Genomic DNA, 25,420 nt, shown 5'->3' with positions numbered 1-25,420 from the left:
GGGCGCAGAGCCCTGGAAAAAGGTGACGACGTGGTCAGCATCGATGAGGTAGCCCGGCTCGCCGGGGTCTCCACCGCGACGGTCTCGCGCGCGTTGAGCGGGCGCGGGAACGTCTCCCTCCCCACGCGCGGGCGCGTGGAGGACGCGGCGAAGAGCCTCGGCTACGTCGTCTCGGCCTCCGCGTCGAGCCTGGCCTCCGGGCGCACCCGCAACATCGGCGTGCTCATGCCCTACCTCGACCGGTGGTTCTTCAGCACGGTGCTGGCGGGGATCGCCTCGGCGCTCATGCGCCGCGGCTACGACATCACGCTGTACAGCCTCACCGACGACCGCGCCGAGCGTCGCGACATCTTCGACACGTTCCTGCGCCGCCAGCGGGTCGACGGGGTGATCGCCATCTCCATCGAGCTCGGCGAGGAGGAGACCGAGCACCTCCGCGAACTCGACCTCCCGGTCATCGCGATCGGCGGTCCGAGTTCCCGCCTTCCCACCCTCACCGTCGACGACGTCGCCGTCGCGCGGCTCGCGACCGAGCACCTGCTCTCGCTCGGTCACCGCGAGATCGCCCATATCGGCGCGAACCCGCAGTTCGACGTCGACTTCCACATCCCCACGCGGCGACGCCAGGGCTTCGAGCTGGCGCTGGCGGATGCCGGCATCCCCGCCTCTCCGCACCTCTACGAAGCCGCCGACTTCACCATCGAGGGCGGTTTCCGCGCCGCCAAGCAGCTCCTCGGGCGCCCGGGGAACCGGCCCACGGCGGTGTTCGCCGCGTCCGACGAGATGGCGATCGGCGCGATCCTCGCCGCGCGCGAACTGGGCTACCGCGTCCCCGAAGACCTGTCGATCAGCGGCATCGACGGCCACGAGCTGGGTGAGTTCTTCCGCCTCACCACCGTCGACCAGTTCCCCCGGCAGCAAGGGGAACGCGCGGTGGCCGCCCTGCTGGAGGACATCGACGACCCCGCGGCCCCGACCCCGCAGCACGAGCCGGGCGCCCTGCCGTTCGAACTGATCGTCCGCGGATCCACCGCCCGGCCCTCGGAGTCGCGCGGATAGGCTCGAGGTCATGACGATCGACCTCGAAGCGCTCTACACCGACCTGCACCGGCATCCGGAACTGTCCTTCCAGGAGACCCGCACCGCGGGGGTCGTCACCGGCCTTCTCGCCCAGCTCGGCATCGAGTACGAAGAGGGAATCGGCCGCACCGGCATCGCCGCGATCATCCGCAACGGCGACGGCCCCATCGTGTGGCTGCGCGCCGACATGGACGGCCTTCCGGTCGAGGAGCGCACGGGCCTCGCCTACGCCAGCACGGCGCGCGGCGTCGACCCGACGGGACTCGACGTCCCCGTGATGCACGCGTGCGGGCACGACATGCACGTCGCATCCCTCATCGGCGCCCTCGAGCGCCTCGTGGCGACGAAGGACGAGTGGTCCGGCACGATCGTCGCCGTCTTCCAGCCCGCCGAGGAGTACGGCGCGGGGTCGCAGGCGATGATCGCCGACGGCGTCTTCGACCGCTTCCCCCGCCCCGACATCGTGCTCGGGCAGCACGTCACGCCGCTCCCCGCCGGCACCATCGGGGTGCGCAGCGGCACCCAGATGGCCGCCTCCGACGGCCTCACCGTCACCCTCCACGGTCGCGGCGGCCACGGATCGCGCCCGCACGCCACGATCGACCCGGTCGTGATGGCGGCCGCGACCGTCATGCGCCTGCAGACGATCGTGTCCCGCGAGGTCGATCCGCGCGACGTCGCCGTCGTCACGGTCGGTTCGATCCACGCGGGCCTGAAGAACAACATCATCCCCGCCGAGGCGAAGCTCGAGTTGAGCCTGCGCTACCCCGACGACGAGGCGCGCGCGAAGGTCATGCAGAAGGTCGAGCGGATCGTCCGCGCCGAGGCGCAGGCATCCGGAGCCGAGCAGGAGCCGGTGATCGCCGTCGACCACTCCCTCCCGCCGACGATCAACGACGACGAGGCGACCACGCGTCTCTCCCGCGCTTTCGACACCGCCTTCGGGGCGGGCACCGTCATCGACCCGGGCATGTTCACCGGCAGCGAGGACGTGTCGTGGTTCGCCCGCGAGGCCGGCGTTCCGCTGGTGTTCTGGTTCTGGGGCGGCGTCGACGCGGCGGCGTTCCGCGCGGCGACCGAGGCGGGCACGATCGAGCGCGACATCCCCACCAACCACTCGCCGTTCTTCGCCCCGGTGCTGCAGCCGACCCTCAGTCGGGGTGTCGAGAACCTCGTCGTGGCGGCGCGGGAGTTCCTGGGCGAGCGGGGCTGACGCCCTCTTTCCGGGCGGACGCCCCCGGAGAACAGGCGATCAGCTGAGAACAGGACGTTTCGAGCGGGAACGTCCTGTTCTGGTCGGGTCTCCTGTCTTCGTGTCAGGCCCAGCCCGACAGGAGGTCGTGGCGCGTGGCTTTGCAGCTCACCCGGGACGACGCGGGGAAGCGTAGCCTGGGAGGATGACTTCCCCCGCGTCCGTGCTCGATCTCGCCGCCATCCGGGCGGACTTCCCGATCCTCGACGAGACGCTCAACGGGCAGCCCCTCATCTACCTCGATTCCGGTGCGACCGCGCAGAAGCCGCGCGTGGTGCTGGATGCCGAGATCGACTTCCTCACCCGGAACAACTCCGCCGTGCACCGCGGGGCCCACACCCTCGCCGCCGAGGCCACCGAGCTGTTCGAGGACGCGCGGGCGACCGTCGCCGGCTTCGTCGGCGCGGCACCCGACGACCTCGTCTGGACCAGCGGAGCGACGGCGGCGATCAACCTCGTCGCCTACGCGATCGGCAACGCCACGGCCGGCCGCGGTGCCCCCGCGAGCGCCCGGTTCGCCCTCGCCCCGGGCGACGAGATCGTCGTCACCGAGGCCGAGCACCACGCGAACCTCATCCCGTGGCAGGAGCTCGCCGCCCGCACCGGTGCGGTCATCCGCGCGATCCGCGTGCACGACGATGCGACCCTCGACCTCGCGCAGGCGGCATCCGTCATCTCCGAACGCACCCGGGTCGTGGCGTTCACGCACGTCTCGAACGTCTCGGGGATCGTCTCGCCGGTCGCCGAGCTCGTCGCCCTCGCACGCGCGGTGGGCGCGCTCACCGTGCTCGATGCCTGCCAGTCGGCGCCGCACCTGCCGGTGGACTTCGCCGAGCTCGGCGTCGACCTCGCGGCCTTCTCGGGGCACAAGCTGCTCGGCCCCTACGGGATCGGCGCGCTCTACGGGCGGAGCGAGATCCTCGAGGCCCTCCCGCCCTTCCTCACCGGCGGGTCGATGATCACCGACGTCACGATCGACTCGGCCGAGTACCTGCCCGCCCCGCTGAAGTTCGAAGCCGGCACGCAGCCGGTGTCGCAGGCGGTCGGGCTCGCCGCGGCGGTCCGCTACCTCGAGGGGCTCGACATGCAGGCGGTGCACGCGCGCGAGCAGGACCTCGGGAACCGGATGATCGCGGGGCTCCGCGAGATCCCCGGAGTGCGGGTCCTCGGCGACGCCGAGGGCGTCGAGCGGGTGGGACTCGCCTCCTTCGACGTCACCGGCGTCCACGCGCACGACGTGGGGCAGTTCCTCGACGCGCGCGGCATCGCCGTCCGTGTCGGGCACCACTGCGCCAAACCCCTGCACCGCCGACTCGGCCTGACCGCCTCGGTGCGGGCATCCGCGTCGGTCTTCACCACCGACGACGACATCGCGGCGCTGCTCGAGGGCGTCGCCGCGGTGCGCGACTACTTCGGAGCGGACGCATGAACGGCCTCGAATCCCTGTACCAGGAGCTCATCCTCGACCACTCCAAGCGCCCGCACGGCAAGGAGCTGGCCGAAGAGACCGGACGCACCGCCACGTCCCTGCAGCGGAACCCCGTCTGCGGCGACGAGATCACCCTCCGCGTCCGCGTGAGCGACGACGGCGAGCGCGTGCTCGATGTCACATGGGACGGCGCCGGCTGCTCGATCTCACAGGCCTCGGCATCCATGCTGTCCGCCCTCGTGGACGAGCTCGGCGAAGAGGCCGACGGCGACGGGATGCTGCGCGCCGACGTCGACGCCCGCATCGAGGGGTTCCGCACCGCGCTCCGCTCGCGCGGCACCGTGCCCCTCGACGAGGACACCTTCGCCGACGCCGCCGCCCTCTCGGGGGTGTCGAAGTTCACCGCGCGCGTGAAGTGCGCGATGCTCGCGTGGGTCGCGCTCGAGGACGCCCTCGAGCGCGCCTGAATCCGTCAGACAGCGATCACCTCGCGCTCCAGGCGGGCGTACGAGGACTCCATGCCGTCGGCCATGCCTGTGGCGAGCACCATGTCGCGGGTCTCGCGGTCGGGATACTCGATGAGCACCGTCACGAGCGTCGCGCCGTCCTCCTCGTAGAGCGTGAGGTCGTTGAGGGTGGGCGGGTAGTCGGTGCCGGTCATGTGCTCGGTCGTCACCGCGCGGCGCGGCGGTTCGGAGACGAGAGTCTCGCCGTCGAATCCGAACGCCTCGCCCTCCGTGCCCTCGATCGGCTCCCACTCGTAGCGGTAGCGCCCGCCGGGGGTCGGGTCCACCTCGCACACCGACATCCGCCAGCCGTCAGGGCCCAGCATCCACTTCCGAGTGAGCTCGGGCTCGGTGTGGGCGCGCCACACCAGGTCGATCGGCCCCTCGATGAGGCGGGTGATGCGCACGTGGGTGTCGTCCAGCAGCTCGACCTGCGTGCCCTTCCCCTGCGCGAAGGCACGGAGGCCGGCGAGCACCAGGTCGAGCTGGTTGATCGCGAGGCGCGAGCCCTCGACGGCGCCGAACTCGACGACCTGCTCGAGGGCTTCGAGCGAGTCGAAGTGGGTGATGTTGGTGAGCGTCGACCCCGCGTCGGTGGCGGCGAAATGGAACTCCACGCGCATCGTGGGCGTCCCCTCGAGCACCTCTCCGTCGCCGTTGAGGAACGAGTCGAGCACGTCGAAGCGGTGCGGGGCGTCGATGGTGAGGAACTCCCAGCCGCCGCGTGACACCTCGCCCTGCGGACTCGTCATCTGGTACGCCGCACGACCGCCGACGCTCAGGTCGAAGGCGGTGAACGTGGCCGGCCACCCGGGAGGGCCCCAGAAGCGGTCGAGCTGGCGTGGGTCGGTGAACACCGCCCACAGGCGTTCGACGGGCGCGGCGAACTCCGCGGTCAGGGTCATCGTGAGGGCGTCGGGGTCGGTGGTGATGTCGGTGACGGGCATGTCACCCTCCTTCGGTCGGTTCTTCGTCGGATGCCGAGGCCAGCAGCGCATCGAGCCGATCGATGCGCGCGCGCCACAGCGCTTCGTAGCGGTCGAGCAGCGCTCGGGCGCGGGCGATCATCGCCGGATCGGCGCGCACGAGCCGCTCGCGCCCCTCCGCCCTCTTGATGACCAGGCCCGCCGCCTCGAGCACGGCGATGTGCTTCTGCACGGCCGCGAACGACATGTCGTAGTCGCGGGCGAGCACGGAGACGGAGCACTCGTCCGCGATCGTCCGCCGCAGGATGTCGCGGCGCGTGGCCGCGGCCAGGGCCTGGAACACACGGTCGATCTCGGCATCGGTCAGCTCACTTTGTACAACCATTTGGTTGCACGTTACGCCCGGGCGGGCGGAGCGTCAAGAGGCTTCTGTCGGGAACGTCTTCTCGTTGCACTTATCGCCCTTTCGTTGCACTGGTGCGACTTGTCATTGCACTAGATGCAGTGAAAGAGCGGCAGCGATCGCTACGGCAAAGACGTTAGATGTCTGGTCGGCGGAATTGAGGTCGTGGTCACCGCCGCGGTGTCCACGCTGATCATCGCCTGTCCTGCGCTTCGTCTACGAGCTGGCGATGCGTTATCCACACCCCTGCTCATCAACGTTCATACACAGATATCACCAGTCTGACGCGTCTCTGCGTGGCCTTAGCGCGATCCAGAGGCCGCACCGCCGGCATAGGAAACCTGCTTGGCGGCTCAGTGCGTGGACTTTTCTTCTGGAGAGGCTCCTGCCGCAGCAGGAGCACTCGACGAGTGCATCACCGTCCATGGGGGGCCAACGCCTCAATGAACTGCGAGTTCGACGGCATCCCAGCGAGGCCCCTCTCGGTGGTGTAGACCCGGCACGCGAGGTCGGGGGTGCGTGCGCTGCCCGGGAACAGATCCTCGCCGTCTAGAAGGATTGTGGGCGATCCCGCAAACGGAACCCCCGCAACCTCGTCGGTCGTCCTCAGGACTCGATAGTTGATCTTTGCGTCACCGAACCCCGTGGCGTCCAACGCCGCCCGCAGCCGGTTGCCCGCCTCGCCCCAACTCGGGCAGTCGTCGATATGAAGCACTTCGATGATCATCCATCAATGATCCTCCTGCCCGTGCGCGAGTGCCCGACATCTACGTGTCGGAGGAATCTCCAAGAGCCTATGAGCCCGAAACGTTCCGTTGAGGGTGACCTTTCTGGCAGCGGCTATCTGGCCCAGCACGAGTGGACTGTGCCGGTCGTGGCCTGGGCGACAGTCGGAATAGTCTCCAGAAACGCTCGCGTCACCGACTCCGACGCGGGGTATTCCACGACTCGCCAACCCACGACGCCGAAGTCTTCGTCCAGGGCTTTGATGGCGCAGGCGAAGGCTGTGTTCGAAGGTGGGGTGACTTGGAACGACACGGTCACAGTGCGTGCGTCGACCAGCTCGAAACCGGTCTCGTCGTATCCGACATCGTCATCGGAGTTCGAGACGGTCAACCATGAGAGCGCCACGACTGCCGCGGCGGCCGCAACCGTGAGGATGATCCACCGCGCGCGGCGGCGGGCGGGGTGCGAAGCGCGGCCGTAGCGTTCGTCGAGCTGTTCCCTTGTTGTCATGCAGCGCCTCCTGCGCGGATCTCAATAGATCCTTCCGATGAGGCGATCATTTGCGGTCGCGGGTGTCGCGCATGGCGAGCTCGCGCAGGCGTGCGTTGTACGCATCCAGTTCGGCTTCGCCGGTGCGGTCATCGTGCCGGTCGCGGCGCTTCGTCTCGCGTGCGTCGCTACGGCTCCACTGGATCGCGACGGTGATCGCGAGGATGAGGGTCGGGATCTCGCCGATCGACCAGGCGATGCCGCCGCCGATGTACTGGTCTTCCAGCGGTGTGGCTCCCCAGGTGCGGCCCATCGCTCCGAACCACTCGGCGACCATCAGCCCCGATTGCATCATGATGGCGATGCCGAAGAAGGCGTGCATCGCCATGATTCCGATCAGCAGCAGTAGCCGACCGGCGTATGGCAGCCGCCACGGCACCGGGTCTATGCCGATCAATGATTGGACGAACAGGTAGCCGGTGATGAGGAAGTGGGCGATCATCCATTGGTGGCCGAGGTGGTCGTACAGCGATCACCGGAAGAGATCGGTGTAATAGAAGATCCACAGCGACCCGATGAACAGGCCGGCCGCGACAAATGGGTTCGTCAACACGCGCGCGGCTGGGGAGTGCACGGCCCACAGGATCCACTCACGGCCGCCGCGGGTGCCGTCGTCACGCTCGCGGATCGCTCGGGCTGCGAGCGTCACCGGAGCTCCAGCCACCAGCAGCACCGGGATCGCCATCGTGAGCAGCATGTGCCCGACCATGTGCATGCTGAACAGGTAGTCCTGGTAGACGTTGATTACACCACCGGTGACCCACACCAGCAGTGCCATCCCCGCGATCCAGAGGATCGTGCGGTAGACCGGCCACGCGTCGCCACGGCGCCGCAACCGCCACACCCCGGCGAGGTAGAAGAAGACCGCGAAGCCAGCGACCACCGCCCACAACAGGTCAACGTTCCATGCGGTGACCCACCGTTCGATCGTGAGCTCCGGGGGCAACGGTGCACCGGTGAGGCGTTCTGCCGGTGTCGGGATCTCGGGAAGTGGGGCTGGGTTCGGAGGCGGGGTGCGTGCCAGCGCTGCCGCGGCGCCGCTGGCCGCACCCATCAGCGCTAGCTCGAAGGCGATCAGTGTCCAGAAGGCGCGGGATGCTGCGCCAGATTCGCGCATCCTGCCGACTAGGCGAGCGCGGTACCACACACCGAGGAGGCCGAGCCCAATGAGCGCGATGACTTTGACGCCCAAGATCGCGCCATAGGGAGAGAGTAGGGCAGACCACTCCTGCAGTCCTATAGCCGCACGAACGGTGCCGGACACGGCGACGAGCACGAACGCGGCAAGGGCGATGCTCGAGTATCGGGCGACGACATCGGGGATGCGGCGCTGATCAAGGACGGGACGGACGGCGATGAGCAGGAGCAGCCCGCCGAGCCACACCGCGGCGCCGATGATGTGCAGAATGAGCGCCATCATCGCCTCGTGGTGGAAGGCGTCATCGCCAGAGTGTCCCTGTGTGCCCATCGGCACAAGCGAGGCGACCGCGAGCAGCGCAACGACGAACGTGCTGACCCAGGACCGGACGGCGAAGGTGAGCACGGTCAGTGCTGCGCCTGCAACCGTCGTAATCAGCCAGGTGCGGCCCACCTCGAGCTCAACGAGGAACCGACCGAGCTGCGCACCGAACTGCGGTCCTGCGTCGAGCGCGGGGTTGAACACGCTGAGAAACGTGAGGAACCCGGTCGCGCCCGCCGCGACGGTGAACACGGCGGCGGAAATCGAGGCGGTATCGAGGGCGACGTCGAACTCGCGCTCACCGGGGCGGAGCGTGAAAAGCGCGGTCACGAGAACGCCGACCATACCCGCGGCAGCGAGGTTCACGATCAGCTTTGCGACGGGAAGTCCCCAGCGTGCGATCGGGCCGGCGTCGTCTAACGACAGTTCCGCGGCACCGCCGCCGAACCCCAACGCCCAGACTATGACGACCAGTGCGACTGTGCCGAGGATCGCCGGTCCGACTGCCCGTAATGTGCGGGCCTTCATCCCGGTGATGGTCGGCACGTTCTGCGCCTGAGAACAGGGTTGAGACTTGTATGTGCGGCGCCGGGAGTCGGAGGCCTCGGGGGCATGTCGGTGCCTTCAGTGTGGGAGCGCATGTCAGCTGAGCCCGGAGTAGGCGTGCAGTCCTTTGAAGAACATGTTGACGATCGTGAAGTTGAACAGCACCGCGACGAACCCGATGATGGACAGCCAGGCGGAGCGGCTGCCCCGCCAGCCCCTGGTCGCGCGGGCGTGGATGTAGCCGGCGTAGAGCACCCAGATCACGAACGTCCACACTTCCTTGGTGTCAAAGCCCCAGTAGCGGCCCCAGGAGTCGTTCGCCCAGATCGAGCCTGCGATGAGAGTGAATGTCCAGAACACGAATCCCACGATCGCGAACCGGTAGGCGAGTGATTCGAGCGCGTCGGCAGGGGGCAGCGTGCGCAGGAACCCGGGGCCGACGGTTTCCGAGGATGCCTGAGCGCGGCGTTCACGGCGTGCTTGCATGAGCTGGGTGATGGAGAGGCCGCATGCGATTGCGAACAGGGCGGTGGCGAGCGAGGCGACGAAGACGTGGATGATCAGCCACACGCTCTTGAGTGGGTCCATCAGCGGGACGACGTCGACGTAGAACGTGATCGTCGCCCCGCCAAGGAGCAGCACCACCATACCGATGAGGAAGGCGCCCAGGAACCGGAGGTCGAAGCGGCGGAGCACCACCAGGTACACCGCGACGATCAGGACAGTGCCCGTCAGCGCGAATTCATACATGTTCGCCCACGGCACCCGTTCGGCGGCGATTCCGCGCAGGATGGTGCCAGCGAGGTGGAACAGGAACGCGAGGACCGTCAGCGACGTCCCGATCCGCGCCCATATCAGCCGCTGCCGCTGCGAGGGAGGCGTGTGCATGCTGTCGAGCGGCTCAGCCGGAGTGGTCCCCGTCTGTGAGCTCGCGGCTGCGGCGGCGCCGACCAGGAGCGGCTCCCGCTGAGGGATGCTGGCGGGGACGGAGCGTTGGGCGAGGTCGATGGTGTAGGCGATGAACGCAAGTACGTAGGTGGCGATCGCCGTCCATACCAGCAGCAACGAGATGCCGTCGAGGGAGAGCGCGTCGGGTCCGGTCATGGCAGGGTCGTCCTCTTCTTCGTTGCGGTCACGGGCTGGGGAGGAGCGTGGAGGGTGGAAGATACGTGGGCATGGGTCAGCCTGCGTTCGCTTCCAGCCAGGCCAGCGAATCGACAGCGGTTCCGTCGAGGTAGACCTCGAAGTGCAGATGGTTCGCGGTGGAGCGCCCGGTGCTGCCGACGAGACCGACCAGCTGGCCGGCGGAGACCGACTGGCCGGTGGTGACCTGTCGGCTTCCGGTCTGCATGTGCGGGTACACCGTGCTGATCTGCTGCCCGTTCAGAACGGATTCCAGCACGACGGTGACGCCGTAGGCGTTGTAGCTGTCTTGCGAGATCCGCACGACGCCGTCGACGGAGGCGTAGACGGGGGTACCGCCGGCGGCGACCATGTCGGTGCCCATGTGCGCGCCGCCTCGAGCGCCGAACCTGTCGGTCACGGTGAAGGGACCGCCCACCGGCCAGCGCACGGTCCCGCTGCCGGGGCTCACCATGGTGTAGTCGAACGGCACCGAGGCGACGCGGGCTGAGTCGCGGGCACGGGCTGCGGCTGCTTCTGCCGCCTTCTTCTGGTCGATCTCTGCCTGTGTGGTTGCGGCGTAGCTTTCTCGGGAGAGCTGTCCTGCGGCTGAGTCGGAGGCCACGACGAGGGATTGCGCGTCGTCCGAGGCAACTTGCTGCAGTGTCGAGATCTCTGCGTCCGCAGGCTGCCAGGCAGCGTATGCGGGTAGCGCGACGGTTGCGACCAGGCCGGTGACCATCGTGAGGACCGCCAGGGACCGCATCGGGCGGAGCACATTGGACCCGCGGGGAGCGGACCTACTTGCGGTCGTGCGCCGTAGGAGCGGTGGCGTCAGGATGCTGGTGTGTGGCAGGGGTGCAGCGTGGCGCAGGCTGCGCCTGGTGGGGGCACTCTGAGGGTGATCGCCGCCTGGTGATGTGGGCTGGTCAGTCATGATGTCCTCCTTCGTTTCGGGTTAGATGGAGACGCCGCGGTCGGCGAGGAAGTTGATGGGGTTGACGGGTGACCCGTTGACGTAGGCCTCGAAGTGCAGGTTGCAGCCGAACGCGTTTCCGGTGTTGCCTTCGCTGCCGATCAGGTCGCCGGCGTTCACGCGCTGGCCGTATCCCACGTTGAACCCGCCGTTGCGGATGTGGGCGTATCCGGTGCCGATCCCGCCGCCGTGGTCGATTTTGATGTAGTTGCCGTAGCCGCCGTTGTATCCGGCGTAGACGACGGTGCCGGCCGCGGCGGCGTAGATCCCGGCGCTGCAGCCACCGCTCAGGTCGACGCCGTAGTGGTAGCTGGTCGAGCAGTATCCGTTTCCGCATTGCGAGCTGCGTGGCCCGAAATCCGAAGTGCGGCGCCCGGATGTGGGCCGTGCCCACCCGGAACTGACCACTCCCCCTCCGTTGCCTGCGGCGGCGAGACGTTCAGCCTCTGCTCGTTCCGCCGCTCGGCGTTGCTCCTCGGCGATGCGGGCAGCTTCGACGCCGGCCTGATAATCGGCGATAGTCTTCGCCGTGGTGTCTTGGAGAGCGGCGAGTTGGGCTTGCAGTTGACCAAGGTTGAGTGTCTGGGCGTCGAGGGCTGCTTGGGCGGCATCGGCGGCCTGCTGCGATTCGGACATCTTCTGCTCCGCGACCGCCTGCAGCCGGTCGCGCTCATCTCTGGCCACGACCGCCTGATCGGTCAAACTCTGCGCAGCGTCGCGCGCGGTGATCGCGGTGGCATACACCCTCTGGTTGCGTTCCAGCAGTTTGTCCATCACGCCCAGCCGCGTGAGCAGGTCGTCCGCGGTGGCGGCGGAGCCCGAGAAGAACAGCTCGAGAGAGGTCTGGTCGCCGCCGTCTCGATACAGCTGTGCGGCAACGCGGCCGGCTTTGTTCGCCGCGTCGGTCGCGTTGGCTGCTTCCGCGTCGGCCTGGGACTGCAGCGTGTCCGCTCGCACGGCCGCCTCGAAGTACTCCTGCTGGGCGGTGTAGAACGCACCCGCGGCCTGCTCAGCGGCGGTGCGGGTGCGCGCCACCTCGCCGGTGAGGCTTTGGATGAAACCCTGGATCCGCTGCACCTCGGCAGCCTTGGTCGCTTCGTTCGCTTTGGCTGCCTGCACGTCGTCCCAGGACGGATAGGTGGCCGCGAACGCTGAGGGCAGCAACGGGCCAGCCACGATCGGGGCGACCAGGCCAGCGGTCCCCGCGCCCAGCAGGGTGTCGGCTGACACCTGCCCGCAGCTCTCGGCTCTCGGCGGGAGTAGGTGCGCACCCGCATTCCTCTGCCCTCCGCGGATCTTCCCGCGCGGCCTTGGTGGGGACCACTTGTGGCGTTGCGCGCCCGTGGTCGTGTTCGTATCCGGCATGTCCCGTCCGCGCCGCGTTCATCGAAGACTCCTTCGGCCGGTCGGATGATTCGTGTCGCCCGACCGCGTGCGGGCACGGTGGGAGAAGCCGGCCGCCGCGAGAGCAACACCGGAGGCGAGGACGATGAAACCGGTGAGCCAGGGGCCGAGCACGATTGACGGGGTGAGCCCCGTGCGCAGCGGGACAGTGCTGACCGCGGCGCCAGCGGTGTCGACGCCGATGCTGTCGAGGGTGGTGCCGTCTGGGGCGATCACCTGACTGGTGCCCACCGTCGAGACGTTAACGACGGCGCGACCCGTTTCGATGGCGCGCATGCGGGCGAACGCGAGTTGCTGCAGGTTCTCGTCGGTGCCGCGGAAGTCGGCGTTGTTGGTCTGAAACACGAACATTTGCGCACCCTGCTGGGCGCCGTCCCAGATGACGGTGTCGTAGATCACGTCGAAGCAGATCGCCAACCCGACACCGACGTCTCCGACCTGCACGAGCGGGGGGTTGTTGCCGGGGGTGTATTCGCGTTGGATCAGACCGACCAGGTCAGGGACGATCAGTTCGTAGAACCACCGGTCGGGCACGTATTCTCCGAACGGGACCGGGTTGACCTTGTCATGCCACTGCCGGTCCGCGGGATCTGCGGTCCACAGCAGCGAGGTGTTGAAGACATCGCCGCCGCGGGTTGTGGCGGCGTTCATCAGCAGCGGTGCTCGCGCTGCCTTCACGACACGGTCCAGTGCGGCCGCGGCGGCGGGGTCGCTGAGCGGGTCGGCGTCGACGCCGCCTTCCGGCCAGGCCAGCAGATCCATCGGCTGCCCGTACAAGGGGCTTGTCGCTGATGTCTGAGCGGCGAGGACGTCGCCAGGCGCTTTTACGTCGAAGTACCCGGTCGGGCCGTTGCCCTGCACCCATCCGACTCGGAATGCCCCGGCCGCGGTGGTGGGGAACTGCGGCATCACAGCCAGGAGAACCGCGACGACGCCGACGGGGAGCAGGCCGCGGGCGAATCGGAACCCGCCCGCACGCAGCCACTGCACCACGGCGGCGCATACCATCACGATCAGGAACGACAACCCGGTCACGCCCGTCCACGACGCGACCTCGACGAACGGCCCGCCGACCTGCGTCATCCCGACCCGCGCCCACGGGAACCCGGAGTACGGCCACGCTCCCATCACCACCTCGCGTACCGCCCACAGCCCCCCGACCAGCAGCGGCACCGCGAGCAGCTGCACGGCGCCGCGTGGCCGGTGACGTGCGGTCCACCGGTAGGCGAGGGCGATCGGCACCGCGCCTACGCCGAACAAGATCGCTTCCAGCCCGGCGAGGGCAAGCCACGGCACCGGGCCGAGGAACTCCCCCACCCATACCAAGTGGGCGGTGTAGAACACGGTCCCGAAGACGGTGCCGACCAGCAGTGCACCGCCGATGCTGCGGCCGATCAGGCTCAGCAGGGCGACCGTGACGCTCACGAAAGCCAGTGGCCACCACCCGACCGGCGCGGACGCCACATCCAGGAAGACCCCGGCAGCGGCGGCCGCCGCTACCGCCGCCCAGAGCGGCATCGACCATGACGGCGCACGCTGTGGCGTCCCGCGCTCCGGCGCAGCAGCCGGGGCAGGAGGGGGCAGGGTCGTGGGCATCGGTCAGGTGTCTTTCTGGTGCAGTCGGGTCAGGTAGTCGTTGTATGCATCGAGTTCGGGGTCACCGTGAGCGTCGGCGCGGCGGTCGGCGGCGACGGCCTGGGCGGTGTCCTCGCGGAACCAGCGGTGCATCACGTAGATGAGCATCAGCAGGGTGGGAGCTTCGCCGTAGGACCAGGCCAGGCCACCGGCGAGGCGTTGGTCTTCGATCGGGTCCATTCCCAGCGCGCTCGTCGGCCCGGCGAACCCTTGCACGAGGGTGCTGGTGGCCATCATCAGGAACACGCCGAAGAACGCGTGCAGGGCGGCTTCGGCGAACACATCCAGAGCGCGTCCACCGTGGCTCATCCGCACCGGGAGCGGGTCTGAGGACAGAATCGGGATCGTGAACAGCATCCCGGCAACCAGGAACCCGACCTCGAGGAGAGTGTGGCCCGTGACGGTGGCAAGGATCGGGTCGGCGAAGTTCGCCAGGTAGAGACCGTAGAACGCGGCCAGGTACAACGGGACCGCCAGCCACGGGCTGAGCAGCCACCGGGCGGTCCGGCTGCGCAGCCCCGCATGTGCCGCACGGAGGATCAGGAGGCCGGCGCCGTGGTGGGGCGTGGCGCGCAGCAACAGCGTGCCGGGAGAGCCGAGAACCAGCAGCGGAGGGATTGCCATCATCAGGGTGAGCTGCTGGAACATAAACACCGAGAACAGCGCGTACCCGTACCCCTCGACTCCGAGCCCGGTAACCGCGGCGAGGACGATGCAGCCGAGCAGGAAGCTGACCGTGCGCCACACCGGCCACTGACGCCCCAGCGACCACAGCCGCACCGCGCCGGCCAGGTAGGCGACGGCGAGCAGGCCTGCCACTACTGGCAGCAGTGGCAGCGGCAACGGCCCAGGGCTGAGGAAGCCGAGCAGTGTCGGCGGTGCCCCGGGGATCCAGTCGTTCACGGTCTCATCTCGGTTGAGTGATCAGAAGTCGAAGAGGTCGCCGAGGAAACCCTCTCGACGGCGCTTCTCTCCTCGGTCGTGACGGGAATCGCCTCGGTTCGGTTGAGAGTCGCTGCGGCCGTGGGGGGAGTCGCGTGATGGTGGTGCGGGGTATTCGGGCGCGCGGGAGTCGGAGGTGCGGTCGATGATCTTGTCCAGTTCGCCGCGGTCCAGCCAGACGCCACGGCATTGCGGGCAGTAGTCAATCTCGACACCGGAACGCTCGGTCACCACGAGCAGGGCATCGTCAATGGGACATTTCATCGGTTTTCTCCTTCGGGAGGGATGTGGCTTGTGGTGCCGGTCAGCGCGGCGGCATGAGTGTCCGCGATGTCGCGGACGGCTTTGTGGAGGGTCGGGTCTTCACCGCGCGCGAGGCCGGCGTATTCGACACGGACGCCCGCAGGGGTGGTGTGGGCTTTGATCCACACGCGGCGGCGGGGTACGAACATCCCGGCGATCAGTCCCAGGGTGGCGAGGGTGGCGAAGGCGAGCACCCAGGTGCCGGAGGGGTCGTTTTGGATCTGCAGCGACGCGAACCGTTTCACCGGTTCACCGACCACCGCGGTGTCGTCCTCCCAGGTGATCGTCCCCCACCCGTTGGGAAGGTCAGCGGTCGCGCCGGGGGTGAGCTCGAGCGACGCGGCGCCGGTGTCGGCGCCGGTGTGCTGGGTGAGCCCGTCGACATCGAGGGTGTAGACGGACCGGGGGGTGCCGTCATCGATCCCGAGGTCACCGCTGAACACATTGAGAGTGAGCACCGGGTTGATCGCATCCGGGTACACCGACGTGTACGCACCGGACGGCAGCACACCCTGGGTGGGGTAGAAGAATCCGACCAGACCGAGCTGCTCAGGCATCCCGTCCGGGACCTTGATGACCCCCAAGGAGGTCATGAACGAGTCCTGCGGCAAGAACGGCTGCGATTCGCTGAATACGACTTCCCCCGCCGGGTTCCGGATGGTGAGGGTGGGCGCGTACCCGTTTCCGAGCAGGTAGATCCGGTCACCTTCGACGGTGATCGGATAGTTGACGATGACGCTCTCGCTGCGGTCGTCCTGCCCGGGTTGGCGGATGGTCACGTTGGCGGAGAAGTCCCCTGCTTGCCCCGCGCCGGGGGCTCCGGGGAGCTGATACGTGACTTCGAACTCGTCGAGGGTCATCGAGTACGGGGCGAGGCCGGTTCCGTCGATGAACCGGCCCGGGTCAAAAGAGGAGTAGTCGCTCAGGGCGTTGACAAACGTGGTGCCCTCCACCACGACCCGCTGTCCGGTGTATGCGAACCCGCCGCCGATGCCAGCAGAGACCAACACCCCAATCAAGGCAACATGGAAGACCAGGTTCCCGGTCTCCCGCAGATACCCGCGCTCCGCCGAGACCGAAGCCCACCCGCGGCCGTCGTACCTGTGCACCCGGTACCCGGCGCGGCGCAGTTGCCGCTCCGCGAGCTCAATCGCCTCTTCCGCCCCGTTCTTGGTCGGACCCCCTGCCGATACGGTGACCTCCCGGTAGTCGGAGAGTCTGGAGAGGCGGGCGGGGGTGCGGGGCGGCTGGGATCTGAGGGCTTTGTAGTGGTGCTTTGCGCGGGGTATCACACAGCCGATGAGGGAGGTGAACAGCAGCAGGTAGATCGCGGAGAACCAGGGCGACTGGTACACGTCGAACAGGCCGATCGCGTCGGCGAGAGGGAACACCTCCGGATTGTCGCGTTCCCATTTGATGACGCCGTTGGGGTCGGCGGTGCGCTGTGGGAACAGAGACCCCGGTACGGCGGCGATCGCGAGAAAACAGCAGCAGCACCAGGGCGGTACGCATACTAGTCAGCTGCCGCCACGCCCACCTCGCCCAGCCCACGATGCCGAGCGCGGGCGAGGTCACGTCCGCGGCATTGTCACCGTCGTCGCTGTCGGCGTGGTCGCGAGGTCGGAGCGGGTCGACAGCCTCGTTCGTCGTATCGGTCTCAGAGTGGGAGGGGGACATTGATCACCACCTGTTGCAGTGCCGACATCAGCGCCGTCCACGCTCCGGTGACCATCAGCAGCCCGAGGAGGATGAGCATCACTCCGCCGATGATGTTCAGCGCGCGGATGTGGCGGCGCAGGAATGTCACGGACCGGGATGCCCATCCCCACCCGGCCGCAAGGATCAGGAACGGGATCCCCAAGCCGAGGGAGTAGGCCAGGCCGAGCAGTCCGGCGCGAGCCGGGTCGCCCAGGTTCCATGACATCGAGATGATCGCGGCGAGGGTGGGACCGATACAGGGCGTCCAGCCGACGCCGAGCGCGAAGCCGAGCAATGGGGCGCCGATCAACCCGGCGCGGCCTCGGGCGCGGGGGCGAAGGGTGCGTTGGGCGAACCCGAACAGGCCGAGGAACACCAGCCCGAGGAAGAGGATGATGACCCCGAAGACCCGGGTGAGGATGTTCGCGTACTGCAGCAGCAAGTATCCGAACGCGCCCCCAAGGATGGTGACGGCCACGAACACCACGGTGAAACCGGCGATGAACAGGGCCACCCCCAGCAGGAGTCGTGCACGCTCTGTCCGCACCGTCGTTCCTGACCCTGTTGAGGTGGTTAGGGTGTCGGTGGTGGTGCTGCCGAGGTAGCCGAGGTAGCCGGGCACGAGCGGCAACACGCACGGGGACAGGAACGACACCAGCCCGGCGAGCACCGCGACCGGGACAGCCACCCAGAGGGCACCGTCGACGATCGCCACCCCCGGGTTCACGGGGCATCCTCCGCGAGAGCATCGGCGACGAGTGTGGAGAGGATGGACGCGGAGGCCAGCTGTCCGATGATCCGCGCGGCGACTCTCCCGTCACGGTCGATGACGAGGGTGGTGGGGGTGGCTTGGATGGGGGTGAGCTGCGCGAATGCGAGTTTGACCTGCCCGTCGTTCACATCGATCACGCTCGGGTAGGTGATGTTGTTATCGCGGGCGAAAGAGAGCGCGGTGGCCGGCTGATCGTAGGTGTTCACGCCGAGGAACGCGACACCCTGGTCCTGGTACTCCTGCCACACCTCTTCCAGGAGCGGCGCTTCGACGATGCACGGCCCACACGCGGCGTACCAGAAGTTCACCACCAACACCTCACCCCGATAGTCGTCACTGGTCACCGGGTCACCGGTCTCGGTAACACCCTCGAACACGACCGGATCCCCCCGTTCCGGCTCCGGAATCTCCACGACCTGGAAATCGCCGGAGATGTAACCCTTCTCATTGCCGTCCCGGTACTGCTGCGCGAGGGAGTCATCCGCCGCACATCCGGTCAGTAACGTCGCCGCGAGGAGCAGGGCGACAGCAGTCCGGGTCCGGCCTCTGTGCGTGGTCATGGGCGGCGCACTTTGATCAGCGCACCGGCGACGAGGAATACCACGGCTGCGACCGGTTGTGCCGCCGTCCACACGGGCCCGGTGAACGGGAACGGGAAGACCGGGTTCCAGATCACCACCATCACCGCGAACACGGGCACCCACCACCACTGCCGCGCCTGCACCGCGAACCACGCGACAATCACGCCCAGGATGGAGGTGAGAAACAGCACCGCCAGGAACCAGTCGTTGCCCATCAGCACCGGTGCGAGGAATAGGGCTGCCGCGGCGAGCAGGCTCGGTGCGAACGCGTTGCGCTGGTAGGTCGAAGGGTTTCGCTGTTTCGTCGTCATCGTCCTGCCTCCAGGGTGGGAGCCGTGACCGGGGGTTCATCCGTGGCTGTTGTGGGGGTGCGGCGGTGACGGATCCAGAGACTTCCGGCCAGGACGATCACGCCGGCACCGAGAGCAACGTCGGCGAGGTTGCCGATAAACCAGTTGCCGTACGCGAGGAAGTCGGTGACATGGCCGCGGCCGAACGCGGGTGGCGCGAAGAGCCGGTCGATGAGGTTGCCGATCGCGCCGCCCAGGATCAGCCCGATCCCGACCGCCCAGCCGGTGGTGCGGGCGCGAGCTGCGGCGACGATGAGAACGACGGTCGCGGCCACCCCCAGCAGGGTCAGCAGCCATGTCGCCCCGGACCCTAAGGAGAGGAGGGCTCCAGGGTTGAAAGCGAGTTGCAGACCGAGCAGTTCACCCAGCAGTGGGATCCGCTCGTCCTCTCTTAGCGTGGACAAGGCGGCCGCCTTGCTGGCCTGATCGATCAGCACCACGCCTGCTGCGGCGATGCATGCGAGAGCGAACCTGCGTGCTTGGTTACGACTCATTTGTAGAGTCCTTCTCTGCGGGAGCATCCCGGGCGGCTCGCGCGGCGGCGGCACGGTCGAGTTGTCGACGTTCCCTGCCGACCATCAACACGATGACGAGGGTCGCCCCGAGGACGACCACTCCCCCGAGCACAGCGAGGATCGCGAAGGTATCGCCGCCTCCGGAGGTCTCGCCCCCGTATCCGTTGTCAGCGGGCGCTTCGGTCGCGGTCGGTGCGGGGGTCTGCGGAGCCGTGCTCGGTGTGGCGGCGGGTCTACTCGCGACGGCGTCGGTGGGTGCGACGGTGTAGGTGTATTCGCCGCTGATCGGATGGCCATCACTGGAGACGACTTTCCACCGGACGGTGAACAGCCCGGCCGGCGGGTTCGGGGCGAGCTGCTGAGTGATGGAGGTGCCATCCTCTGCCGGTGCATCGGTGGCGATGTTCTTCCCATCTGGGGCGATCACGTCGACGGCGGCGGATTGCATTCCCGCGATGAGTTCACCACTGAAGGACAGGGTGATTTCTGTCGGTGATCCGGTGATTGTGGATTCCGCTGCCGGAGAGGAGGAGACCAGTTCGTCGTGCGCTTGGGCGGGGGTCGCAACAGCCAACGTCAGTCCGGCTCCGAGGAGAAGGGTGGCCAGGCTGGTGATGAGTGAGCGGCGGTGGTTACGCATGGGTGGTGTGTTCTCCGGGGTGGGATTGCGGTTCGATCTGGAACGTGGCGTGCTCGATGCTCACCGGAAAGTGTTCGGAGACACACTCCTGGAGCTCTTGCAGCAGCCGAGCGGACTGTTCCGGGGTGAGGGTGTCGTCGACGACGACGTGCGCGGTCAGAGTGGGCAGGTCCGTGGAGACTTGGGAGGCGTGCAGGTCGTGCACAGCGACCACCGGCGGGAGCTCGAGGATGTGTCGGCGTACCTCCGCGAGATCAAGGCCGGGAGGGGTGGATTCGAGGAGGACGCTGCCGGACGCGCGGAGCAGGATGAAGGTGCGCGGGATGATCAGGAGAGCGATCAGGATGCCGGCGACCGCGTCTGCCTGGTACCAGCCGAGGGTGGCGATCAGGATGGCGCTGACGATGACACCGACGGAGCCGAGTGCATCATTGAGGACCTCGAGGAATGCGGCGCGCATGTTCAGGTTGCGTGTGCGACCGCTCATCAGCACAAGCAGGGATGCGATGTTCGCGACCAGGCCGACGATCCCGAAGAACAATAGGCTGCCCGACGCGATCTCGGGCGGCTCGAACAGTCGCCGTACGCCCTCAACCAGCGCGAAGATCCCCACACCGAGGAGCAGTGCGGCCTGGGCGAGGGCGGCGAGCACTTCCGCACGCCGCAGCCCGAACGTGTACCGGTCAGACGGGGGCCGGTTCATCAGATGCGCGGCGGTGACCGCCATCGCGAGGCCGATCACGTCGGTCAGCATGTGCGCGGCGTCCACGAGCAGGGCGAGGCTGCCGGTGATGATCGCGCCGATGACTTCGATCACGAACACGGACGCGGTGATCGAGAACGCGATCAGTAATCTGTTCCGAGGGGTCGCCTCCCCCGTGTCGTGGCTATGGCCAGCGCCCATGATGGTCCCTCTCTTACGGCCGGTTGATGATGTGGTGCGCGATCGCTGCCGCGTCCGCGGAGACCCCGGCGATGGTGTCGACGCCGCGGCGGCTGTACTGCGGGAATCCAGCGACGAACAGGCCAGGTAAAGGGGTCGTTGTGCGCCGCGGCCCACGGATGCGTGCCTCATCGGGAAACCAATCGTCTCCGGGGAGGTAGCCGGTCGCGAAGATCACAGAACCCGGTGATGCCGTCGTCCCGTCCGCGAAGGTCACCGCCCCACCCCGCGCGTGTGTCACCGCCGGGGCCATGCGCACACCGGCCTGTTGCAGCCGTTCGTAGCTGTCACCGAACACCGGCTCCGGACGAAGTTCTCCGCCGAACAATGGCCGATGCCGCCCCGCTGCCGACGGGTAGCTCACCAACGGGCGGTGCGCACGGCGCGTACGCGCCGCCAGGGTCACCGCATGGGATCCGGCAAGCTCCCGCGCGATCTGCAGACCGCTGTTGCCGCCGCCGATGACAAGCACATCGCGGGTGGGAATCTGGCGGGGATACTGGTAGCTGCTGCTGTGGATCGCGACACCGGGCACGCTCAGTGCGGTAGACCATTTGGGAAGTCGGGGGTAGGCGGCAGCACCCGTGGCGCAGACAATGTTGCGGGTCTGCACCTCACCGACAGAAGTGGATAGATGCAGCGTCGATCCATCGCCACGCCGCTCGACCCCGGTGACGTGGACACCCCAGGCTGTTTCGACACCGATCGCGGCCTCGACCACCTTGAGGTAACCGACCATCTCATCCACCCTGGGGTGCAGCCGTTGATCCCCCGGATGCCGGCGAGCCGGGAGAGCGCTGTGTCGGGCGTCACTGAGCAGCACCATCGAGTGCCACCGTGACGACCAACTACGCTGACCCGGAGCTGCCGCATCGATCACGACGAAATCCTGTTGGGGTTGCAGCCCTTCCGCGCTGAGCGCCGCAGCGACAGCAAGGCCCGACTGACCGGCGCCAACGATGATCGCCCGACGGCGCGCAAGACTGGCAGGCATCACGGGCCCGTGCTCAACGCTTGCGTGATGGCCTCCTCGAGATCGTCCCACTGCTGCAACTCGAGCGGTTCCCCGTCGACGAAGAACGTCGGGGTGCTGGAAACACCCAGCGCCTGACCCTCGTTGAGGTCCATCTCCACCCGGGCCAGCGTTTCCGGGTCCGCGATCGCCGCGTCGTAGGCGGCCATATCTAACCCGAGCTCTTCCGCGAATCCGCGGAAGAGGTCTGCGCGGGATTCCTGCGACTCCCCCCACTCGGCCTGCGTCTCGAACAGCCGGTGATACATATCCTCGAACCGGTCCTGCCCGGCAGCGGCCTCCGCAGCCAGAGCCGCGTTGGTGGAGTTGGTGTGACCGGGGAGCGGGAAGTAGCGGACGACATAGGTGATCTCACCGGCGAACTTCTCCCGAATGTCTTCGACGATCGGGTAGAACGCCCCGCACGCCTCACATTCGAAGTCAAGGAACTCCACCACCGTGACCGCACCCTCACCCCCGTCGTCCAGAACATGCGAGTTCGGTCGCACCACCGATGCCGGCTCCCCCTCCCCGCCCGGGGAAGGCGTCGAGCGTTCGTTGACAAGGACATAGATGACCGCCGCCAGGATCATGGCGACGACGACAGCGACAGTGATCAGCGTCGCTTTTACAGGGGTTTTCATGGGGGTACTCCGAACGGTCGCGACACGTGGGCATGAGAGAGATATCCCCGGCAGGTACGCCGGAGAAGGGTCACCACCACAGACGGGTGGCGTGCCAGGTGTCAGGTTCGGGAAATGCTCAACTGTGTCAGCGTGAACGCGGCGGCGCGGGGCGGTGCCGGCGTGGGCAACAGTGCTCTCAGCAACGGCAAGAGTTTTCGTTCAGGCTGCGGACGCCGGGTGCGATGCACCCACCGGGTCACCACGACCAGCAGCAGCCCACACAACACCCCGAGCACACACACCGCGACGCCCAGCAGTGCGGGACTCGTCGTTCCCTGATCGATCACCGGTGCACCAGCGGCGATGGGCGCGATGTGCGCGTCCACATGCTCCGTGACAGACGAGACGGTCGGTGCGGCCGCCTCGGGCTCGGTGTGGGTAGCCATCCACGCCCCGACGACAAGCAACAGCGCCAGAGCCACGCTCGTAATGATCCTCGTTATCAGCAGGCGCTCACTCAGAATCACAGCATCCTGTGTTCGAGTGGCCAAGATCATCCCGAGCAGTCTACCTTCCACGAATCAGCCGGTTGCGGTGCCGAGATTCAAGCAACCGTCAGCGCGGGCTCTGGTGCGACTGTCGTGGACATGCTGCGGGCAAGGGCGGGGCGGCGGGCAGCGCGGACACCGTTGGCGATGACGATCAATTCGGCGATCTCGTGAACCAAGACCACCCCGGCCAGGCCCAGCACCCCAAACAACGCGAGAGGGAACAGGACGACGATGATCGCCAACGCGAGGGCGATGTTGGTGGTCATGATCCGTCGGCCGCGTCTGGCATGAGCAAGCGCGGCGGGGATGAGTCGGAGGTCGTGGCCGGTGAAGGCGACGTCGGCGGATTCGATCGCCGCCGCGGACCCTTTCACGCCCATCGCGATTCCAACCGTGGCCGTGACCAAAGCGGGCGCGTCGTTGATGCCATCGCCGACCATTGCCGTGGGCCGGGTGGCGACCAGGGCGGTGATCGCGTCGGCCTTGTCTCCCGGCAGCTGTTCGGCTTGCACGTCGGTGATTCCGGCCTCGCGGGCGATCGCGCGGGCGGTGCGGCCGTTGTCGCCAGTGAGCATGACCGTGTCAATGCCCTGCGCGTGCAGCATCCGCACGGTCTCCGCCGATTCCGGGCGCAACTCGTCGCGCACTCCGACCAGGCCGGCGAACCTCCCGTCAACCTCCACGACCACAACCGTCATTCCCTGCCCGGCCATCTGCTCCGCGATGTCGCTCTGCTCGCTGACGTCCAACCAACGTGCGTTGCCGACACGCACGGTGCGGCCACCGACTCGGCCCGTAATACCATGCCCCGCGTCCTCCAGCACATCCACCGCGGCCGGTGCATTGGGCGCGGCCGCCGTGATGGCCGTGGCGAGGGGGTGCGTGCTGGTCGCTTCGACTGCCGCCGCCCAGGCCAGCAATCCCTCGCGGGTGACGCCCGGCGCCGGGTGTACCTCGACGACGACGGGCTGGTTTCGGGTGAGGGTGCCGGTCTTGTCCAAAGCGATGGCGCGGATAGTGCCGAGTTGCTCGAACGCCTCGCCCGACTTGATGATGACACCGAACTTGGACGCGGCACCGATGGCGCTGATCACCGTCACCGGGACAGCGATCGCCAGAGCGCAGGGGGACGCGGCGACCAGGACGACGAGCGCACGTTCCGTCCACGTTCCGGGATCCCCGATCAAGAAGCCGAACAACACAATCGCAGCGGCCGCAATCAGCACGGCAGGAACGAGAGGCCTCGCGATCCGGTCAGCAAGCCGCGCCCGATCGCCTTTTCGTGCGTGTGCCTGCTCCACGAGCGCGACAATCTGCGTCAAGGAATTGTCACGGCCGTCGGCGGTCGCCTCGATCCGCAAGGTCGCTGCCCCGTTCACGGAGCCCGCTGCCACCAGGTCTCCCGAGGCGACGTCGACGGGGATGGATTCGCCCGTGACCGCCGACGTGTCCAGACTCGACCGTCCCTCCACGACCACACCGTCGGTGGCGACGCGTTCGCCCGCGCCGACCACGAGGATGTCAAGCTCCCGAACATCCGCAGCAGCGATCGTGACATCGCCGTTCAACCGTGACACTCGTACCGTCTCGGGGATCAGCGACAGAAGCGCGCGCAGACCTTCTCTCGCACGATCCATAGCTCGATCCTCGAGGGCCTCGGCGAGGGAGAACAGGAACGCGAGCGTCGCGGCCTCACCGACGTGACCGAGCAGCACCGCTCCTATCGCGGCGATCATCATCAACAACCCGACACCGAGGCGACCGCGCAGCAGCCGGCGGACGGCGCCAGGAACGAACGTGCAGGCACCCGCCAGGAGCGCCACCCACTGCAACAACAGCGCGGGAACAGAGAGCCCGGACCACTCGAAAACGTACCCGGCAAGAAGGAAAACACCGGAAAGGACCGAGGGGAGCAGCGCAGGATCCCGCCACCACGGCGACCGCACCTCCGGCTCCTCCCCCGCGGTACCGGTCACCGCCGCCGAGACACTCGGACCGCAGCACGCGTCCCCGTTTTCGACGTGCAAGGGTGTTGCGTCAACGGCCAGTGCGGCGGGCTCGCCCGGCGAGCAGCAAGAATCCGCGGCCACCCGAGGTGCAGACAACTCGATTCGCCGTACCGTGCCGGCCTTACGGGGCTCGTCCGGACCGCAGCACTCCTCGCTCATCCCGCCCACCCCGTCCGCTCGAAGACCGATGCCCCGTCGGTCATGCGCAGCACTCGCACGCGTCGTCAACGCAGGGGACACCCTGATCGACAGCAACCACAGCCTCCAGTAGATCGCGCATCCCTCGGGTCAGATGAGGATCGGAGATCTCGTATCGCGTGCGGCGCCCCTCGGGTGTTGCCACCACCAGGCCACACCCTCGAAGGCAGGTCAAGTGATTGGAAACGTTGGTGCGAGTCAACTCCAAGTCCCGAGAAAGCTCTGCCGGATACCCAGGCCCGTCCAGTAAAGAGGCTCTTCGGACAT

25 protein-coding genes and 2 pseudogenes are annotated in these 25,420 nt (G+C 67.6%); 4 read left to right on the top strand and 23 right to left on the bottom strand.

Annotated elements, in window-relative coordinates; genetic code table 11:
- Positions 1 to 30: 30 nt before the first annotated feature.
- The 4 genes from LTL01_RS05580 to sufU all read left to right on the top strand — a co-directional run bounded on the left by LTL01_RS05580 (position 31) and on the right by sufU (position 4,228).
- Entirely contained in the window at positions 31 to 1,059 is a 1,029-nt protein-coding gene (locus LTL01_RS05580) for a LacI family DNA-binding transcriptional regulator (RefSeq protein ID WP_236967745.1), read from the top strand.
- Positions 1,060 to 1,069: 10 nt separating this feature from the next.
- On the top strand, positions 1,070 to 2,293 hold the full coding sequence (locus LTL01_RS05575) for an amidohydrolase (RefSeq protein WP_236967744.1): 1,224 nt from the start codon (positions 1,070 to 1,072) through the stop codon (positions 2,291 to 2,293).
- 184 nt (positions 2,294 to 2,477) lie between these two features.
- Positions 2,478 to 3,761 (top strand): aminotransferase class V-fold PLP-dependent enzyme, encoded by a 1,284-nt coding sequence (locus tag LTL01_RS05570; protein WP_236967743.1) that lies wholly within the window; start codon positions 2,478 to 2,480, stop codon positions 3,759 to 3,761.
- Entirely contained in the window at positions 3,758 to 4,228 is a 471-nt protein-coding gene (gene sufU / locus LTL01_RS05565; protein ID WP_236967742.1) for a Fe-S cluster assembly sulfur transfer protein SufU, read from the top strand. Before LTL01_RS05570 ends, sufU begins: the two co-directional genes overlap by 4 nt.
- 5 nt (positions 4,229 to 4,233) lie before the next feature.
- On the opposite strand, the gene LTL01_RS05560 is transcribed toward sufU, so the two are convergent.
- The 23 genes and pseudogenes from LTL01_RS05560 to LTL01_RS05450 all read right to left on the bottom strand — a co-directional run.
- Positions 4,234 to 5,214, bottom strand: coding sequence for an SRPBCC family protein (locus LTL01_RS05560; RefSeq protein ID WP_236967741.1), 981 nt, complete (start codon positions 5,212 to 5,214; stop codon positions 4,234 to 4,236).
- 1 nt (position 5,215) lies between these two features.
- Complete coding sequence (locus tag LTL01_RS05555; protein ID WP_236967740.1) at positions 5,216 to 5,578, bottom strand: ArsR/SmtB family transcription factor; 363 nt, start codon at positions 5,576 to 5,578, stop codon at positions 5,216 to 5,218.
- A gap of 433 nt (positions 5,579 to 6,011) precedes the next feature.
- A complete protein-coding gene (locus LTL01_RS05550) occupies positions 6,012 to 6,323 on the bottom strand; it encodes a hypothetical protein (RefSeq protein WP_053549032.1) in 312 nt (103 codons plus the stop codon).
- A 113-nt stretch (positions 6,324 to 6,436) separates the two neighbouring features.
- Entirely contained in the window at positions 6,437 to 6,832 is a 396-nt protein-coding gene (locus LTL01_RS05545; protein ID WP_053549031.1) for a DUF4307 domain-containing protein, read from the bottom strand.
- Positions 6,833 to 6,878: 46 nt separating this feature from the next.
- Positions 6,879 to 8,858, bottom strand: a pseudogene (locus LTL01_RS05540) (bifunctional copper resistance protein CopD/cytochrome c oxidase assembly protein).
- A gap of 114 nt (positions 8,859 to 8,972) precedes the next feature.
- Positions 8,973 to 9,980 (bottom strand): c-type cytochrome biogenesis protein CcsB, encoded by a 1,008-nt coding sequence (ccsB, locus tag LTL01_RS05535; RefSeq protein ID WP_053549028.1) that lies wholly within the window; start codon positions 9,978 to 9,980, stop codon positions 8,973 to 8,975.
- Positions 9,981 to 10,056: 76 nt separating this feature from the next.
- Positions 10,057 to 10,764: a M23 family metallopeptidase gene (locus LTL01_RS05530; RefSeq protein ID WP_053549030.1), complete on the bottom strand. Its 708-nt coding sequence runs from the start codon at positions 10,762 to 10,764 to the stop codon at positions 10,057 to 10,059.
- A 192-nt stretch (positions 10,765 to 10,956) separates the two neighbouring features.
- Complete coding sequence (locus tag LTL01_RS05525; RefSeq protein WP_308195172.1) at positions 10,957 to 12,204, bottom strand: peptidoglycan DD-metalloendopeptidase family protein; 1,248 nt, start codon at positions 12,202 to 12,204, stop codon at positions 10,957 to 10,959.
- Positions 12,205 to 12,357: 153 nt separating this feature from the next.
- Complete coding sequence (gene lnt, locus LTL01_RS05520) at positions 12,358 to 13,974, bottom strand: apolipoprotein N-acyltransferase (RefSeq protein ID WP_082334823.1); 1,617 nt, start codon at positions 13,972 to 13,974, stop codon at positions 12,358 to 12,360.
- A gap of 3 nt (positions 13,975 to 13,977) precedes the next feature.
- Positions 13,978 to 14,916 (bottom strand): cytochrome c oxidase assembly protein, encoded by a 939-nt coding sequence (locus LTL01_RS05515; protein WP_231718064.1) that lies wholly within the window; start codon positions 14,914 to 14,916, stop codon positions 13,978 to 13,980.
- A gap of 21 nt (positions 14,917 to 14,937) precedes the next feature.
- A complete protein-coding gene (locus LTL01_RS05510) occupies positions 14,938 to 15,219 on the bottom strand; it encodes a TFIIB-type zinc ribbon-containing protein (protein WP_053549025.1) in 282 nt (93 codons plus the stop codon).
- Positions 15,216 to 16,935: pseudogene (gene resB / locus LTL01_RS05505) on the bottom strand (cytochrome c biogenesis protein ResB). The gene LTL01_RS05510 and the pseudogene resB overlap by 4 nt, the downstream one beginning before the upstream one ends.
- Positions 16,916 to 17,683, bottom strand: a complete 768-nt coding sequence (locus tag LTL01_RS05500; RefSeq protein WP_053549023.1) for a cytochrome c biogenesis CcdA family protein — start codon at positions 17,681 to 17,683, stop codon at positions 16,916 to 16,918. Before LTL01_RS05500 ends, resB begins: the two are co-directional and overlap by 20 nt.
- On the bottom strand, positions 17,680 to 18,288 hold the full coding sequence (locus LTL01_RS05495) for a TlpA family protein disulfide reductase (protein ID WP_053549022.1): 609 nt from the start codon (positions 18,286 to 18,288) through the stop codon (positions 17,680 to 17,682). The genes LTL01_RS05500 and LTL01_RS05495 overlap by 4 nt, the downstream gene beginning before the upstream one ends.
- The gene (locus LTL01_RS05490; protein ID WP_053549021.1) at positions 18,285 to 18,620 is read right to left on the bottom strand and encodes a DUF6804 family protein; all 336 of its coding nucleotides are present in this window, start codon (positions 18,618 to 18,620) and stop codon (positions 18,285 to 18,287) included. The genes LTL01_RS05495 and LTL01_RS05490 overlap by 4 nt, the downstream gene beginning before the upstream one ends.
- Entirely contained in the window at positions 18,617 to 19,153 is a 537-nt protein-coding gene (locus LTL01_RS05485) for a signal peptidase II (RefSeq protein ID WP_053549020.1), read from the bottom strand. The genes LTL01_RS05490 and LTL01_RS05485 overlap by 4 nt, the downstream gene beginning before the upstream one ends.
- The gene (locus tag LTL01_RS05480) at positions 19,143 to 19,814 is read right to left on the bottom strand and encodes a copper resistance CopC family protein (protein ID WP_082334822.1); all 672 of its coding nucleotides are present in this window, start codon (positions 19,812 to 19,814) and stop codon (positions 19,143 to 19,145) included. Before LTL01_RS05480 ends, LTL01_RS05485 begins: the two co-directional genes overlap by 11 nt.
- The gene (locus LTL01_RS05475) at positions 19,807 to 20,718 is read right to left on the bottom strand and encodes a cation diffusion facilitator family transporter (protein ID WP_053549018.1); all 912 of its coding nucleotides are present in this window, start codon (positions 20,716 to 20,718) and stop codon (positions 19,807 to 19,809) included. The genes LTL01_RS05480 and LTL01_RS05475 overlap by 8 nt, the downstream gene beginning before the upstream one ends.
- Before the next feature lie 13 nt (positions 20,719 to 20,731).
- Positions 20,732 to 21,751: a flavin-containing monooxygenase gene (locus LTL01_RS05470; RefSeq protein ID WP_053549017.1), complete on the bottom strand. Its 1,020-nt coding sequence runs from the start codon at positions 21,749 to 21,751 to the stop codon at positions 20,732 to 20,734.
- Entirely contained in the window at positions 21,751 to 22,413 is a 663-nt protein-coding gene (locus LTL01_RS05465; RefSeq protein WP_053549016.1) for a DsbA family protein, read from the bottom strand. Before LTL01_RS05465 ends, LTL01_RS05470 begins: the two co-directional genes overlap by 1 nt.
- A gap of 101 nt (positions 22,414 to 22,514) precedes the next feature.
- Positions 22,515 to 22,952 carry a hypothetical protein gene (locus LTL01_RS05460; protein ID WP_053549015.1) on the bottom strand — a complete coding sequence of 146 codons (438 nt, stop codon included), beginning with the start codon at positions 22,950 to 22,952 and terminating at the stop codon, positions 22,515 to 22,517.
- A gap of 47 nt (positions 22,953 to 22,999) precedes the next feature.
- On the bottom strand, positions 23,000 to 24,892 hold the full coding sequence (locus LTL01_RS05455) for a heavy metal translocating P-type ATPase (RefSeq protein WP_236968178.1): 1,893 nt from the start codon (positions 24,890 to 24,892) through the stop codon (positions 23,000 to 23,002).
- A 262-nt stretch (positions 24,893 to 25,154) separates the two neighbouring features.
- On the bottom strand, positions 25,155 to 25,420 hold a 266-nt coding region (locus LTL01_RS05450), incomplete at its 5' end, for a helix-turn-helix domain-containing protein (protein WP_236967739.1).

Origin of the sequence: Microbacterium aurantiacum, from assembly GCF_021654035.1 — a bacterium.
GTDB classification, from domain to species: domain Bacteria; phylum Actinomycetota; class Actinomycetes; order Actinomycetales; family Microbacteriaceae; genus Microbacterium; species Microbacterium aurantiacum.
This window is presented reverse-complemented; position numbering and strand designations above follow the sequence as displayed.

Coding starts and splice junctions, on each gene's coding strand:
- LTL01_RS05495 (WP_053549022.1), bottom strand. CDS start 18,288: ATGACCACGCACAGAGGCCGGACCCGGACTGCTGTCGCCCTGCTCCTC.
- LTL01_RS05570 (WP_236967743.1), top strand. CDS start 2,478: ATGACTTCCCCCGCGTCCGTGCTCGATCTCGCCGCCATCCGGGCGGAC.
- LTL01_RS05510 (WP_053549025.1), bottom strand. CDS start 15,219: ATGAAATGTCCCATTGACGATGCCCTGCTCGTGGTGACCGAGCGTTCC.
- LTL01_RS05480 (WP_082334822.1), bottom strand. CDS start 19,814: ATGCGTAACCACCGCCGCTCACTCATCACCAGCCTGGCCACCCTTCTC.
- LTL01_RS05490 (WP_053549021.1), bottom strand. CDS start 18,620: ATGACGACGAAACAGCGAAACCCTTCGACCTACCAGCGCAACGCGTTC.
- ccsB (WP_053549028.1), bottom strand. CDS start 9,980: ATGACCGGACCCGACGCGCTCTCCCTCGACGGCATCTCGTTGCTGCTG.
- LTL01_RS05470 (WP_053549017.1), bottom strand. CDS start 21,751: ATGCCTGCCAGTCTTGCGCGCCGTCGGGCGATCATCGTTGGCGCCGGT.
- LTL01_RS05545 (WP_053549031.1), bottom strand. CDS start 6,832: ATGACAACAAGGGAACAGCTCGACGAACGCTACGGCCGCGCTTCGCAC.
- LTL01_RS05530 (WP_053549030.1), bottom strand. CDS start 10,764: ATGCGGTCCCTGGCGGTCCTCACGATGGTCACCGGCCTGGTCGCAACC.
- LTL01_RS05465 (WP_053549016.1), bottom strand. CDS start 22,413: ATGAAAACCCCTGTAAAAGCGACGCTGATCACTGTCGCTGTCGTCGTC.
- LTL01_RS05555 (WP_236967740.1), bottom strand. CDS start 5,578: ATGGTTGTACAAAGTGAGCTGACCGATGCCGAGATCGACCGTGTGTTC.
- LTL01_RS05460 (WP_053549015.1), bottom strand. CDS start 22,952: ATGATCTTGGCCACTCGAACACAGGATGCTGTGATTCTGAGTGAGCGC.
- LTL01_RS05485 (WP_053549020.1), bottom strand. CDS start 19,153: ATGAGTCGTAACCAAGCACGCAGGTTCGCTCTCGCATGCATCGCCGCA.
- LTL01_RS05475 (WP_053549018.1), bottom strand. CDS start 20,718: ATGGGCGCTGGCCATAGCCACGACACGGGGGAGGCGACCCCTCGGAAC.
- sufU (WP_236967742.1), top strand. CDS start 3,758: ATGAACGGCCTCGAATCCCTGTACCAGGAGCTCATCCTCGACCACTCC.
- LTL01_RS05575 (WP_236967744.1), top strand. CDS start 1,070: ATGACGATCGACCTCGAAGCGCTCTACACCGACCTGCACCGGCATCCG.
- lnt (WP_082334823.1), bottom strand. CDS start 13,974: ATGCCCACGACCCTGCCCCCTCCTGCCCCGGCTGCTGCGCCGGAGCGC.
- LTL01_RS05560 (WP_236967741.1), bottom strand. CDS start 5,214: ATGCCCGTCACCGACATCACCACCGACCCCGACGCCCTCACGATGACC.
- LTL01_RS05550 (WP_053549032.1), bottom strand. CDS start 6,323: ATGATCATCGAAGTGCTTCATATCGACGACTGCCCGAGTTGGGGCGAG.